Here is a 13,294-nt window from a genome sequence, read left to right on the forward strand (position 1 = left end):
GTAACGGCTGGCAAGCGCGCAGGGTTCTGAATGACCACTTGCGTGCTCCTTCTCCCGCTTGCGGGAGAGGGAGCAAACCAGCGGGACTTGAAGGTCTGTGCTGCCTTACACCGGCACATCCCTGGTCGGATCCGGCTTGCGATCGTCAAACCAGCGATACAGCGTAGGCACCATCACCAGCGTCAGCAGCGTCGACGTAATCAGCCCGCCGATCACCACCACCGCCAGCGGACGCTGCACTTCCGAGCCCGGCCCCGTCGAGAACAGGAACGGCACCAGGCCCAGCATCGCAATGGTCGCGGTCATCATCACCGGGCGGAAACGCTGGGTCGCGCCCTGCACCACCGCTTCATCGAGCGACAAACCCGAGTCGCGCAGCGTGCGGATATACGACACCAGCACCACCCCGTTCAGCACCGCCATGCCCCACAGCGCGATAAAGCCCACCGAGGCCGGCACCGACAGGTATTCGCCGGTGACGAACAGCCCGATGATGCCGCCGATGGAGGCAAACGGCAGCACCGTGATGATCAGCGTGGCAAAGCGCAGCGAGTTGAACAGCAGGAACAGCAGGAAGAAGATCGCGGCGATGGTCACCGGCACGATGATCTTCAGGTGGCCCATGGCGCGTTCCATGTTCTGGAACTGGCCGCCCCACTCCAGGTAGTAGCCTTCGGGCAACTTCACCTTGGCGTCGGTGGCCTGCTGCAGCTCGGCCACGAAGCCGCCGAGGTCGCGGTCCTTCACGTTGATCATCACCACCACGCGGCGCTTGGCCATTTCGCGGCTGATCTGGGCCGGACCGTCGTTGACCTCGATCTTGGCCACGCTCTGCAGCGGCACCTGGGTGCCGTTGGGGGTGGACACCAGCAGCTGGCGGATGGCCTGCTCGTTGTTGCGGAACTCCTCCGGCAGGCGCACCGCCGCGGCAAAGCGGCGCTCGCCTTCGAAGATGTCCGTGGCACGCTTGCCGCCGATGGCAATCTCGATCACGTCATGGATGTCGGACACGTTCAGCCCGTAGCGCGCAATCGCCTGGCGGTCGATCTCGATCGACAGGTACTGCTGCCCCGACACGCGCTCGATGCGGATATCCTGCGAGCCCTGGATGCCGCCGGCCACGCGCGAAATCTCGCCCGCCAGCTCGCGCAGCTTGTCCAGGTCGTCGCCGAACACCTTCACCGCCACGTCAGAACGCACGCCGCTGACCATTTCGTCGACACGGTCCGAGATCGGCTGCGCCATCACGATCTGCACGCCGGGAATGGCCTTGAGCTTTTCGCGGATGGCGTTGGCGATATCGTCCTGGGTCCAGCCGTCGGGCCACTCGCCGCGGTCCTTAAGGCTGGCGATCGGAGTCGACTCGTTCTGGCCCTGCGGGTCGGCCGGACTTTCGCCGCGGCCCACGCCGGACACCACCGACTTCACGCCCGGCACGCTCAGCACCAGCTTGTTGGCTTCCTTCTCCAGCTTGATCGACTCTTCCAGCGAGATGTTGGGCACGCGGTCGAGCGCGGGCACGATCGAGCCTTCCTTCATCTCCGGAATGAACGAGGTGCCCAGCAGCGGCACGATCGCCACCGTGGCAACGAAGGCCGCCACCGCGCAGATCACCGTCTTGCGGCTGTTGCCCAGCGCCCAGTGCAGCAGGCGCAGGTAGTGGCGCTTCATGAAGGCGATCACATGCGTGTCGTGCTCGGCGCCGCCCTTGAGCAGGTACGACGACAGCACCGGCGACAGCGTCAGCGAGAGGAACAGCGAGATCGCCAGCGCGATCGAGATGGTGAACGCCAGCGGCGCGAACATCTTGCCTTCCATGCCCGACAGCGTCATCAGCGGCAGGAACACCAGGATGATGATGCCCACGCCCACGATCACCGGCGTGGCCACCTCCTGCACGGCCTTGACCAGGATCTCGGTCTTGGTGAGGCCCGGCTCCTTGTGGCCGAGCCGCTCGAACGCGTTCTCGACCACCACCACCGAGCCGTCCACCATCAGGCCGATGGCGATGGCCAGCCCCCCCAGCGACATCAGGTTGGCCGACAGGCCCACCTCGTTCATCACCATGAAGGTCAGCAAGGGCGTCAATACCAGCGTGGCCAGCACGATCACCGACGAGCGCACGTCGCCCAGGAACAGGAACAGCACGATCACCACCAGCACCACGCCTTCCAGCAGCACCTTGGTCACGGTCCACAGTGCGGAGTCGACCAGTTCGCTGCGGTCGTAGTACGGCACGATCTGCAGCTTGCCCGGCAGCATGCCGCGCTCGTTGATCTCGGCCACGCGCGCCTTCACGCGGCTGACCACCTCCTTGGCATTGCCGCCGCGCATCATCATGACGATGCCGCCGACCGCCTCGGTCTGGCCGTTCTTGACCAGCGCGCCCTGGCGCACCTCATGCCCGATGGTGACGTTGGCCACGTCGCGCAGGTACACCGGCGTGCCGTTGATCTCCTTGAGCACGATGCTGCCCAGGTCATCCACGCCGCGGGCCAGGCCCACGCCGCGGATCAGGTACTGCTCGGCATAATGCGGCAGCACGCCGCCGCCGGAGTTGGCGTTGTTGCGCGCCAGCGCCTCATACACCTGCTGGGTCGAGATCTGGTAGTGGCGCATGCGTTCCGGGTTGACCAGCGCCTGGTACTGGCGCACGTAGCCGCCCTGCGAGTTGATCTCGGCCACGCCCGGAATCGAGCGCAGCAGCGGGCGCACCACCCAGTCCTGGGCGATGCGGCGCTCGGCCAGCTCTTCCTGCGTCAGTTCGCGGTTGCCGTCGTCGGCACGGTCCAGCGTGTACTGGTAGACCTCGCCCAGGCCGGTGGAAACCGGGCCCAGCACCGGCGACACGCCTTCCGGCATGCGCCCGCCCACTTCGATCAGGCGCTCCATCACCAGCTGGCGGGCAAAGTACACGTCAGTGGCGTCGGTAAACACCAGCGTGATCAGCGACAGGCCCGCCTTGTTCAGCGAGCGCATCTCTTCCAGGCCGGGCAGGCCGGTCATGGCCATTTCCACCGGCACGGTGACAAAACGCTCGACTTCCTCGGGCGAGCGGCCCGCGGCTTCGGTGGCGATCTGCACCTGCACGTTGGTGACATCGGGGAAAGCATCCACCGACAGCTTGGTGGCAGCGCGCAGGCCGAAGAAGAACAGCACCACGGCAATCACGCACACCACCAGCCGCTGCTTGATGGCGGCTTCGACTAGGGATTTCATCATGGCCGATTACCCTTGCTCGAGGCGCTTGCGCTCGTTGTCGAGATGGAAGGCACCATCGACCACGATGCGGTCGCCGGCCTTCACACCGTTCTGCACCACGCGCATGCCGTCGCTCTCGGCGCCCAGCTTGACCTTGGTGAGGCGGTACTTGTTGCCCGGCATCTCGACATAGACCAGCTCGTCGTTGCCGTCGCGAACCACCGAGGCGGCCGGGATCACCAGCTGGTCGACCGGCTTGCCGGCGATCAGCATGCTGGCCAGCATGGCAGGCTTGAGGCGGCCTTCGCGGTTCTCCAGCTCGGTGCGGACCAGCACCGTGCGCGACTGCGGGTTGACCGTGCGGCCGACGTAGATCAGCTTGCCGGTGATGCTCTTGCTGCCCGCACCGTTGCCAAGCGAAGGCACCTCGATGTCGACGCTCTGCCCTTCGGCCACCTGGGCGGCCTGCTGCTCGGGTACCTCGGCCACCACCCACACGCGCGACAGGTCGGCCACGGTGTAGAGCGCATCGGCCGGCTGCACCACCTGTCCTTGCGCCACGTTGCGCTCGACCACGGTGCCGCTGATGCTGGAAAACACCGGCGAATGCGAGTTGATGCTGCCGCTCCTGGCCAGCTCGGCGATCGATGCCTGCGACATGCCCAGCACGCGCAACTGGTCGCGGTAGGCGCGCATCTCGGCCGAGGCAATCGCCAGTTCGCTCTCGCGGCGCTGCAGCTCGCCGCGGCCGATCACGTCGGCGGCAAACAGCTGGCGCGCGCGCTCGGCGTTGCGCCCCTGCAGCTCGGTCTGGGCCTCGCTCTTCAGGAAGGCCATCTGCGCCGCGCCCAGCTCGCTGCTGTGCAGGCGCGCCAGCACCTGGCCGGCCTTCACTTCCTGGCCCAGGGTGGCATAGAGGTCGGTCACGCGGCCGGTCACGCTGGCGCCGATGCGGGCCACGCGTTGCTCGTCGAAGTCGACGCGGCCGGCCACGCGCAGCATCTCGCTGAACGGGGAAGTAGCCACCGGCGCCACCTTCAGCCCCTTCTGCAGGTTGCCCTCGGGCTGGATCACGCCAGGCGGCAGCTTGGGCGCTTCGGCAACAGGTTCAGGTTTGTCGGAGCAGGCCGCCAGGCTGAGCGTCAGGACGGCAGCGGCCGTCAGAGAAAGCAGGAAATTGGGGCGCATGGTTATTTCTGTTCGATGGTGGAGGTCGGCTGCAGGCCCGGCGCTGCGGTAGCGCCCGGGGCGGTCGACATGAGCTTTTCGATCTGGATGGCGGCCACCTGCAGGTCGTACTGGGCGGCAATCAGGTCATTGCGCGCACCGCGCAGCACGCGCTGGGCATCGAGGTAGTCCAGGATGCCGCGCTCGCCGAAGCGGTAGGCGGACTCGGCCACGCCCAGCGCCGACTCGGCCTCGCGCACGATGCCGGACTCGAGCGCCGTCACCTGGGCCTGGTTGATCTCGTACTGGCGGTAGGCGGCTTCCAGCTCCTGCGTCAGCTCGAACTCGCGCGCTTCCAGGGCGCTGCGCGCCTGCGTGGCCTGCGCCGTGGCCTCGCCCACCGGGCCGCTGCGGCGGTCCCACAGCGGGATGGTCAGGACCAGCCCGATCTGCGAGACGTTGTTGTCAGGCTGGCGGTCGGTGCTGGCGCGCACCGCCACCTCGGGCCAGCGCAGCGACTTCTGGTAGTTCACGCCCAGCTGCGCGCGCTCCAGCTCCATGCGGCGCTGGACCAGCTCGGCATTGCTGGCGGTCATGGTGTCGCGCAGCACCGGCAGCGGCGGCACGTCGGGCGACTGGCCCAGGGTGCCGGCCAGCGCAAACTGGCCCGGCATGGCACCGCCCACCTGCTGGCGCAGCGCTGCCTTGGCCTGGTTGACACGCAGCCCGGCAGTCTGCTGGCTCTTCTGCGAGGCCAGCAGTTCGGTCTCGGCCTTGATCAGTTCATAGCGCGGCGCCTCGCCCACCTCCACGCGCAGGCGCGCCCGCGAATGGATCTGGCGCATCATCGCCAGGTCTTCCTCGGCGGCATGCAGCTCGCTCTCGCGGCGCAGCACGTCGTAGTAGGCAGTCTTCACGCGGGCGGCCAGGTCGGCCCGGAAGCCTTGCCGCATGGCCTGCGACGACTCCAGCCCGCGGGTGGCCATGGCCTCGCGCAGACTGCGCTGGTGCGGGTAGTCCAGCTTCTGCACCACGGCGTAGCTGGGCGCATTGCCGCTGGTCACGCCCGGCTGCTTGCCGGACAAGCGGCCGTACATCACTTCCACCTGCGGGTTGGGATAGGCACGTGCGCTGCTGATTGCCGCGCTGGCGGCATCGACACCGGCCTCGGCGGCGGCCACGCCCTTGTTGGTGGACTGGGCCAGCTCGAGCAGTTGGGGCAGCGAGTAGGCGGGTCCCGCCTGGGCGCCGGCCGCTGCGGCGGATGCGGGCTTCGGCACCGCCGCAGCCGCCAGGATGGCGGAGCCCGGCATGGGTGCGGCAGCAGGTTTGGTCAGGGGCGCGGGGGCGGCTGGCGCGGCACCGGCCGCGTCCGTTGGCTTCGGGGACACCCCGCCTTGTGCGCCGGCATGGGTCGGTGCAGCGGCGAGCGCGATCAGCAAAAGCGACGCGATCAGGGTCAGCTTGGTTGTTGTCATGAGTCGGGAAAGCAAGCAATACGGCTGCCTGTCGCCATGCTGCCGCCCGCCCCGGGCGAGCGGTCGCTTGGACGCGATCACGGCAGGACGCACAACGGCAGCGGCTTGCCCGCGCGGTCAGGCAACAGGCAGGCTGGCGATATCAGGCAAGGGGGCGCGGCCCGCGGCACGGAGGCGGCATGCTGCAGCGCGTGCGGTGCGGGCGCAGGAAACGCTCAGGCGCGGGAAATGGGTGGCCGGAAGAAGGCCGAAGGCGGCGGCTCGGCGCGGCCAGGCGGATGCTGGGCGACATCGCCGGAGGGCAGCAGCAGCTTCACTGGCGGCAAGGCAATCAGGGCACTGGATTCCTCGATCTCGTCGAGCAGGTCGAGGGGGTCGAGCAGGTCCGCCGACCAGATATTGCAATACCCGGGGGGCGGGTCGTCGCAGATATCGTCGTCATGCAAGCCGTCGTCGCCGGGCACGATGATGCGGCCCAGGTCGTCGACAGGCTGTGCCGCCGCCAGGTCCACCAGGTCAACGCTGGCCTGCGCCTGCAGCGCCGCGCGCGCGTCCGCCACTGCTCCGAAGGAGAGCAGCGACAGGCACATGGCAGTCAGCAGCAGGAACAACAGTCGCATTGAATCGGGGGCATTGACGGCATCCGCCGGCCGTCCCCAGTCGGGGGCCTGGCCGGCAGGATGCTGCAGGACAGCATTGTAACTGAACGATTACGATTGACAGGGAATCGTTACGTTCGTTCCCTTGCTGTAGAGAGATCGGGCGCCTGAAAGGGCTTGCAAGGAACGACCTTGTCCTTCCGCGCCGGCGAAGAACTGGCCGACCAGACTCGCGCGCTGGCAAAGGCATCGGGACAAAAAACCTCCGACTACATCCGCGACGCCGTGCGCGAGAAGAACGAACGGGAAATGGCCTCCCGTATCGCCGTGCTTTCCCGCAAGCTCTCGGCAAAGCACCTGGCCGCCAGCGAGGAAATGGACGCATCGGCCGGAGACGGGCTTGACTGAGCTGAAACGCGGGCAGATCTGGGAGGTCGACCTCAACCCACAGACCCATCGGGAAGAGCCGGCCAAGCGCAACCGGCCGGCGCTGGTCATCCAGACGGATTTGCTCAACGACGCCGGCCACCCGACCACGATCATCGTGCCGGGCACATCACAAATCGAGCGCGAGGATTGCTTTCCGTTGCGGGTCGCGCTGGGCAAGCTGCCTGGCCTGGCCTATGAGACGGACCTGCTGATCGATCAGGTCCGAGCGGTGTCCAATCGCCGGTTCATCGGCGGCCGGCCGGTCGCGAGATTGGGGACTGATTACATGAGTAAAGTGGAGGAGGCATTGCGACTCCTCCTTAAGCTTTGAGCTCCCTTTCGCCTCTGCACCACTGCATATCATGCAGTGACAGTGCATGATATGCAGCGATGGATGGGGAGGCAGCCATGCACAACTGGCTGCAAGAGCACTACCCGGGCATGCTCAAAACATAACCTGCCACCGCGCCCTACGCCACCCTGAACCCATGCGTCCCGTCGCGCTCCAGTTGCGCGATCAGGCCGAACTCCCAGTCCAGGTAGCCCTGCATCGCCTCGCGCGGGTTGTCAGTGCCCTCATACGGCCGGCGGTAGCGGTCAGTGCGTTCCGAGGCCAGGCGCGTTTCCCCGCTTTCCAGCGGCAGCCCCGCTGCAATCCACGCCTGGGTGCCGCCTTCCAGCACCAGCACTTCCGCATCCGTCAGGCGCTGCAGGTCGGCCGCGGCAAAGCGCGCCAGCAGGCTCGATCCGCAGGTGAGCACGTAGCGCCTGGGCTGCGGGATGCGCGGCAGCGCGTCCGCAAGCTGCGCGCGAATGACGAAGTAGGCGCCGGGAATATGGCGCTTGACGTAGTTGGCGCTGGTGGTGAAGTCGAGGACAGCGGTGCTGCCGTCGCCTGCGTCAATCCATTTGGCCAGTTCGGCTGCAGTGACGGTCGATACCGGCGCTGACGCCGGCACCGGTGCGCTGACCGCGCCGGTTTCGCTACGTTCCGCCGCTGTCGCCGGTTCCACCACCCAGACGTCCCAGCCCATCTGCGCCAGCCATGAGCCGGTCATGCTGGCGCGCACGTCGTCATCATCCGCCAGCACGATGCGCGCACCGCGCACCGGAGCGGAATGATCGGTCTCCTGCACCAGCTGGCCGCCCGGCGCGTTGACAAAGCCCGGCAGGTGGCTGTCTGCGAATTCCTCAGGCGTGCGCACGTCGAAGCGGTACACAGTGCGCCCGGGCTGCTGCAGCGTTTCGATCTGGGCCAGCGCAATGCGGCGAACGCCGGCCCGGTCGGCGATCTCGCGCGCGCCACGGCAGGCACTGTCGCGGTTGGCATCGCTGACCGCGGCGGGCGCGCGGCGGCTGGCGCCATGGTCCAGTTGCTGGCCAGCCAGGGTCCAGCCGATGGTGCCGTTGCGCAGCGCCGCCACCGGGTTGGGAATGCCCGCGTTGACCAGCGACTGGGTGCCGATGATGCTGCGCGTGCGCCCGGCGCAGTTGACGATCACACGCGTGTTCGGATCGGGCGCCAGCTCGCGCACGCGCAGCACCAGTTCGGCGCCCGGCACGCTGGTCGCCGTGGGAATGCTCATGGTCTGGTACTCGTCGAAGCGGCGCGCATCGACGATCACCACATCGGCCTTGGTGTCGATCAATGCCTGCACTTCCTCGGCGGCAAGCGACGGCGTGTGGCGCCTGGCTTCGACGACTTCGCCGAACGACTTGCTCGGCACGTTGACGTCGCGGAACACCTCGCCGCCGCCGTCGATCCAGGCGCGCAGTCCGCCTTCCAGCAGATGCACGCGCGTATAGCCCAGCTCGCGCAGCACGGCCGCGGCGCGCGGCGCCAGGTCGGTGCCAGCGTATTCGCCGTAGACGACGATCAGCGTGTCGCGGCGCGGGATACGCGCCCACGCTTCGATCTCAAGCTTCGACAGCGGGAAGTTGGCCGCCCACAGCGGGTGTTCCTGCGCGAAGGGGTCTTCCTCGCGCACATCGATCAGTGCGATTTCGTCGTGGTTGAGCAGGGCCTTGCGCACGTCCTCGGGCGAATAGGTCGGGAAAACCGATGCAGCTTGCGTAGCAGTAATCTTGGTCATGACTGGGCAACTTCGCGGGAGCGGTCCCACAGGTTGGGCAGGGTCTGGTTGGAATAGCCGGAGATAAAGGGCTTGCGCGTGCCATCCTCGGCATAGACCGAACGGCGCACCGCGCCGATATTGGCGCCGTAGACGTGGATGCTGACCGAGACGCGGTCGTCATGCACGTTGTTGACACGGTGGATATCGCCGACCGTGGGCGACACGGCCTCGACCTGCCCGGGCAGCAGGCGCACGGCATCGCCATGCGGCACGGGCCGGCCGCCGGCGTCGAGCACGAATGGCTGCGAGTCTTCCGCGCCGCGCAGCATGCCGATCAGGCCCCATACGGTGTGGTCGTGGATGGGCGTGCGCTGGCCCGGTCCCCAGACAAAGCTGACGACCGAGAAGCGTTCGGCGGAATCGCAATGCAGCAGGTGCTGCTGGTAGTACTCGGGATGCGGCTGGGCCCAGGCATCGGGCAGCCAGTCGTCGCGCGCAACCAGCCTTGCCAGCAGCGCCCCGCCTTCGCGCAGGATGCGGGGCTCGTCCGGCTGCTGGTCCAGCAGCGCGGCCAGGCCGGTGATGAAGTCGCGCAGCGGCGCGAGCGGGTTGGGGGTGGGGGTGCTGCCCATGGGATTGACTCCGGAGTGTCTCGTTCTGGTTTGCCGGCGCGGCGGGCGCCTGCGCTGCGGCCATCCGCGGGGCGGTGCTGCTGCAAACATAGCACGGCCAGGCAGGCCCGCGCTTACAGGCCAAGCTGCGCCCGCCCGGCGGCGACCAGGATGGAATCGTTCTGCGGCGTATGGATGCGGCTGCACAGCACGTCGCGGTAGTGGCGCTCCAGCGGGTTGTTCCGGCTCAAGCCGTGGTTGCCGGAGAGCTGCAGTGCCAGTTCCACCGCGCGGATCGCATTGCCGGTCACCGTGTACTTGAGCAGCCCGCTGTCGGCCGGCGTGGGCGCCTCGCCCGCGTCGGTGCGCGCGGCGGCATCGTCCAGCAACACCTGATTGGCCCGCAGCAACGCGGCGATCTCGCCGATGGCTTCCTGAACGCGCGGCAGCGTGGCCAGCGGTGCGCCCAGGCTGCCGGGCGCGCGCTCGCGAACGAAATCGCCGATCCATGCGGCGGCAGCGCGTGCCACCGCGTCATAGAGGCTGCCCAGCAGCACGATCATCCAGCCCTGCTGGTCGGCGTTGGCGTCGATGTCGGCCTGGCTGGCACCGGTCGGCGCCCATGCTGACGGCGGGCGGATATCGACCGCGTGGTCAGGCGGGATCCAGACGTTGTCGAGCACGGTCTCATGGCTGCCTGAAGCGCGCAGGCCAAGGTGGTTCCAGTTTTCGACGATGCGCACGCCCGCGATGGCGGCCGCCGGTCCGGGCACCAGGAACACGCCCACGCGCGGCTGAGGCTCATCGGTGCGCGCCCAGACCGCCAGCCAGCGCAGCGCCGGGATGCCGGTGCTGTACAGCTTGCGCCCGCTGATGCGCCAGCCGTCGGCCACGCGCGTGGCCACCGTGGCCGGCAGGCCGCCGCGTGCCGGCGATCCCAGTTCCGGTTCCACCCGCAGCGCGTTGATCAGCGCACCGTCCTGCACCGCACTGGCAAAGACCTGGTCGCGCACGGTCTGTGGCCAGTGCGAATCGGCGCGGGCGATCGCGCGGTGCTGCAGGTAGGTCATGGTCAGCACCAGCGCGGTTGCGGCATCGCCGCCCGCCACCGCGGCCACGATGCGGCGCGCCTGCGCCAGGCCTGCCCCGCCGCCGCCCTGCGCGTGCGGCACCACCTGCGCAACCAGGCCATTGGCGTGCAACTGCGCAAAGTTGTCGTGCGGAAAGCTGGCAGCGGCATCGTGCGCGCCGGCACTGGCGGCAAAGCGCGCGCAGAGCCCGGCCAGCACCTCGCCAAGGCGCGCTTCGCTGCTGGGCAGCCTGCGCAGGGTAGACGTTAATGACATGGAAAAAGACTCCGGGAAGGACAACGACGAGGCGCGCTGCCGGCGCGCGGCCCGCACCGAATGCCGCCTAGCGTAGCGCCGGCACCGCATTACGAAAACGACGCTTATTGAATATGGACCGTCGTTTTTATTCGTTAGCGAGCGCGCGCGCCTGTCGTACTTTCTGCCTCAGCCCAACACCATCCGGGCGGTCACGCTGCCGCCCTCACCGAATACAGGAGAACGCGCATGAGCGTCGATTTCATCGGCATGATCCAGAGCCAGAAGCAGTCCGAGATCCATCCGCCGTCAGGCCCGGTGATCGATCGCGACTATGTGCGCGCGTTTGCCCAGGCCCACGAGCAGGCCGGCTTCGACCGCATCCTGGTGCCGCACCATTCCACCGGCCCGTCGGCCACGCTGACCATCGCCTACGCGGCCAGCGTGACCGAGCGCATCCACTTCATGCTGGCGCACCGCCCCGGCTTTACCGCGCCGACGCTGGCCGCGCGCCAGATTGCCACGCTCGACCAGTTCAGCGGCGGCCGCCTCGGGGTGCACTTCATCTCGGGCGGCTCGGACAGCGAGCAGCAGCGCGACGGCGACTTCCTCGACCATGACCAGCGTTATGCGCGCACCGACGAGTACCTGCACATCCTGCGCCGCATCTGGACCGAGCCCGCGCCGTTCGACCACGAAGGCCGGTTCTACCGCTTTACCCAGGGCTTCTCGGAGGTCAAGCCCGCGCAGCAGCCGCATGTGCCGATCTATTTCGGCGGCGCCTCGGAAGCGGCGCTGGCCGTCGCCGGCAAGCATGCCGACGTCTACGCGCTGTGGGGCGAGTCGCTCGAGCAGGTGCGCGAGCTGACCGGCCGCGTGCGTGCCGAAGCCGCGCAGCACGGCCGCACGGTGCGCTTCTCGGTGTCGTTCCGCCCGGTGCTGGCCGAGACCGAAGAAAAAGCCTGGGCCCGCGCCGACAGCATCCTGGCGCACACCCGCGCCCTGCGCGTGCAGGCCGGCTACAGCCGCGGCGGCCCGCAACAGAGCGAAGGCGCACGGCGCCTGCTCGCTGCAGCCGACCAAGGCGACCGGGTCGACCAGCGCCTGTGGACCGCGATCGCGCGCGAGACCGGCGGGCGCTCCAACTCCACCGGGCTGATCGGCACGCCGGAGCAGGTGGCGCAGGCCCTGCTCGCGTACTACGAACTGGGCGTCACCACCTTCCTGATCCGCGGCTTCGATCCGCTGGAAGACGCCATCGACTATGGCCGCGAGCTGATCCCGCGCGTGCGCGAGCTGGTGGCGCAGCACGGCGCCGCGCAGCAGGCGGAGCGCAAGGCCGCCTGATGGCCTCGCCACACCACACAACGAAGACGGGGAGTCTCGCCATGAGCCAGGACAACAACAATCACGCCGACCCGCGCCGGCGCAGCGTGCTGCGGCTGGCCGGTGCCGCGGCCATCGCCGCGCCGTCGCTGATCCTGGGCCGACAGGCCTGGTCGGCGCCGCGCAAGCTGACCTTCGCGTGGAACCAGAACGCCTTCTGCCTGACGCCGATCGTGGTGGCGCAGGAGAAGGGCTTCTTCGAGAAGAACGGCCTGCAGGTCGACCTGATCAACTACAGCGGCTCGACCGACCAGTTGCTGGAATCGATCGCCACCGGCAAGGCCGATGCCGCGGTCGGCATGATCCACCGCTGGCTCAAGCCGCTGGAAGCCGGCTTCGACGTCAAGATCATCGGCAGCTCGCACGGCGGCTGCGTGCGGCTGGTGGGATCGAAAGCGGCGGGGGTCACCAGCCTGCAGCAGCTGAAGGGAAAGACAGTCGGCGTCAGCGACCTGGCGGCACCGGGCAAACACTTCTTCACCATCCTGCTGGCCAAGAACGGTATCGACCCGGACAAGGACATCACCTGGCGCCAGTACCCGGCCGACCTGCTGGGCGTGGCGGTGGACAAGGGCGAGATCCAGGCGATCGCCGACGGCGACCCCAACCTCTACCTGCTGGAAAAGCGCACCAACGGCGCCTACGTGGAACTGGCCACCAACCTCACCGGCGAGTACGCACGCAAGGTCTGCTGCGTGGTCGGCGCCCGCGGCGAACTGGTGCGCAACGACCGCCCCGCGGCCACGTCGCTGGCGCGCGCCATCGTGCAGGCCACCGACTATATCAACGAGAACCCCAACGAGGCCGCCAGGGTCTTCGCCAGGTACTCGCCCAAGATCAATCCGGAAGACCTGCGCAAGCTCTACGCCACGCTGACCTATACCCACCACCCGACCGGCGTCGACCTGCGCGACGAGATCGCCTTCTACGCCGATGATTTCCGCCGCATCGGCGTGCTGAAGAAGACCACCGATGCCAAACGCCTGGCGCAGCACGTCTACGCCAATGTGCTGGGGTGATGCC

Annotated in this window: 11 protein-coding genes; 4 read left to right on the forward strand and 7 right to left on the reverse strand. The window is 68.0% G+C overall.

Going from position 1 to position 13,294, the window contains the following annotated elements; genetic code table 11:
• Positions 1 to 105: 105 nt before the first annotated feature.
• From I6H87_RS28150 to I6H87_RS28165, 4 genes are all read right to left on the reverse strand, one after another.
• Positions 106 to 3,222 carry an efflux RND transporter permease subunit gene (locus I6H87_RS28150; RefSeq protein ID WP_010810334.1) on the reverse strand — a complete coding sequence of 1,039 codons (3,117 nt, stop codon included), beginning with the start codon at positions 3,220 to 3,222 and terminating at the stop codon, positions 106 to 108.
• A gap of 6 nt (positions 3,223 to 3,228) precedes the next feature.
• Positions 3,229 to 4,389 carry an efflux RND transporter periplasmic adaptor subunit gene (locus I6H87_RS28155; RefSeq protein WP_010810335.1) on the reverse strand — a complete coding sequence of 387 codons (1,161 nt, stop codon included), beginning with the start codon at positions 4,387 to 4,389 and terminating at the stop codon, positions 3,229 to 3,231.
• Positions 4,390 to 4,391: 2 nt separating this feature from the next.
• Positions 4,392 to 5,846, reverse strand: a complete 1,455-nt coding sequence (locus tag I6H87_RS28160; RefSeq protein WP_041688163.1) for a TolC family protein — start codon at positions 5,844 to 5,846, stop codon at positions 4,392 to 4,394.
• A 215-nt stretch (positions 5,847 to 6,061) separates the two neighbouring features.
• Complete coding sequence (locus tag I6H87_RS28165) at positions 6,062 to 6,466, reverse strand: hypothetical protein (protein ID WP_010810337.1); 405 nt, start codon at positions 6,464 to 6,466, stop codon at positions 6,062 to 6,064.
• 156 nt (positions 6,467 to 6,622) lie between these two features.
• Between I6H87_RS28165 and I6H87_RS28170 the strand changes: the two genes are divergently transcribed.
• Both I6H87_RS28170 and I6H87_RS28175 read left to right on the forward strand, forming a co-directional pair.
• Entirely contained in the window at positions 6,623 to 6,853 is a 231-nt protein-coding gene (locus I6H87_RS28170) for an antitoxin (protein WP_037023349.1), read from the forward strand.
• A complete protein-coding gene (locus I6H87_RS28175) occupies positions 6,846 to 7,205 on the forward strand; it encodes a type II toxin-antitoxin system PemK/MazF family toxin (protein WP_011617512.1) in 360 nt (119 codons plus the stop codon). The genes I6H87_RS28170 and I6H87_RS28175 overlap by 8 nt, the downstream gene beginning before the upstream one ends.
• Positions 7,206 to 7,344: 139 nt before the next feature.
• On the opposite strand, the gene I6H87_RS28180 is transcribed toward I6H87_RS28175, so the two are convergent.
• The 3 genes from I6H87_RS28180 to I6H87_RS28190 form a co-directional block, all read right to left on the reverse strand.
• Positions 7,345 to 8,967 carry a rhodanese-related sulfurtransferase gene (locus tag I6H87_RS28180; RefSeq protein WP_011617513.1) on the reverse strand — a complete coding sequence of 541 codons (1,623 nt, stop codon included), beginning with the start codon at positions 8,965 to 8,967 and terminating at the stop codon, positions 7,345 to 7,347.
• Positions 8,964 to 9,581 carry a cysteine dioxygenase family protein gene (locus I6H87_RS28185; protein ID WP_010810343.1) on the reverse strand — a complete coding sequence of 206 codons (618 nt, stop codon included), beginning with the start codon at positions 9,579 to 9,581 and terminating at the stop codon, positions 8,964 to 8,966. Before I6H87_RS28185 ends, I6H87_RS28180 begins: the two co-directional genes overlap by 4 nt.
• 113 nt (positions 9,582 to 9,694) lie before the next feature.
• Positions 9,695 to 10,906, reverse strand: coding sequence for an acyl-CoA dehydrogenase family protein (locus tag I6H87_RS28190; RefSeq protein ID WP_011617514.1), 1,212 nt, complete (start codon positions 10,904 to 10,906; stop codon positions 9,695 to 9,697).
• Between the two features lie 228 nt (positions 10,907 to 11,134).
• On the opposite strand from I6H87_RS28190, the gene I6H87_RS28195 reads away from it, so the two are divergent.
• Together I6H87_RS28195 and I6H87_RS28200 are read left to right on the forward strand one after the other, a co-directional pair.
• Positions 11,135 to 12,232: an LLM class flavin-dependent oxidoreductase gene (locus I6H87_RS28195; protein WP_011617515.1), complete on the forward strand. Its 1,098-nt coding sequence runs from the start codon at positions 11,135 to 11,137 to the stop codon at positions 12,230 to 12,232.
• Between the two features lie 41 nt (positions 12,233 to 12,273).
• A complete protein-coding gene (locus tag I6H87_RS28200; protein WP_011617516.1) occupies positions 12,274 to 13,290 on the forward strand; it encodes an ABC transporter substrate-binding protein in 1,017 nt (338 codons plus the stop codon).
• Positions 13,291 to 13,294 lie beyond the last annotated feature (4 nt).

The organism is Cupriavidus necator (assembly GCF_016127575.1).
GTDB lineage: Bacteria > Pseudomonadota > Gammaproteobacteria > Burkholderiales > Burkholderiaceae > Cupriavidus > Cupriavidus necator_D.

What these genes read in the sequence shown, in the direction of transcription:
- I6H87_RS28155 (WP_010810335.1), bottom strand. Translation starts at nt 4,389, where the DNA reads ATGCGCCCCAATTTCCTGCTTTCTCTGACGGCCGCTGCCGTCCTGACG.
- I6H87_RS28185 (WP_010810343.1), bottom strand. Translation starts at nt 9,581, where the DNA reads ATGGGCAGCACCCCCACCCCCAACCCGCTCGCGCCGCTGCGCGACTTC.
- I6H87_RS28180 (WP_011617513.1), bottom strand. Translation starts at nt 8,967, where the DNA reads ATGACCAAGATTACTGCTACGCAAGCTGCATCGGTTTTCCCGACCTAT.
- I6H87_RS28200 (WP_011617516.1), top strand. Translation starts at nt 12,274, where the DNA reads ATGAGCCAGGACAACAACAATCACGCCGACCCGCGCCGGCGCAGCGTG.
- I6H87_RS28150 (WP_010810334.1), bottom strand. Translation starts at nt 3,222, where the DNA reads ATGATGAAATCCCTAGTCGAAGCCGCCATCAAGCAGCGGCTGGTGGTG.
- I6H87_RS28190 (WP_011617514.1), bottom strand. Translation starts at nt 10,906, where the DNA reads ATGTCATTAACGTCTACCCTGCGCAGGCTGCCCAGCAGCGAAGCGCGC.
- I6H87_RS28165 (WP_010810337.1), bottom strand. Translation starts at nt 6,466, where the DNA reads ATGCGACTGTTGTTCCTGCTGCTGACTGCCATGTGCCTGTCGCTGCTC.
- I6H87_RS28195 (WP_011617515.1), top strand. Translation starts at nt 11,135, where the DNA reads ATGAGCGTCGATTTCATCGGCATGATCCAGAGCCAGAAGCAGTCCGAG.
- I6H87_RS28160 (WP_041688163.1), bottom strand. Translation starts at nt 5,846, where the DNA reads ATGACAACAACCAAGCTGACCCTGATCGCGTCGCTTTTGCTGATCGCG.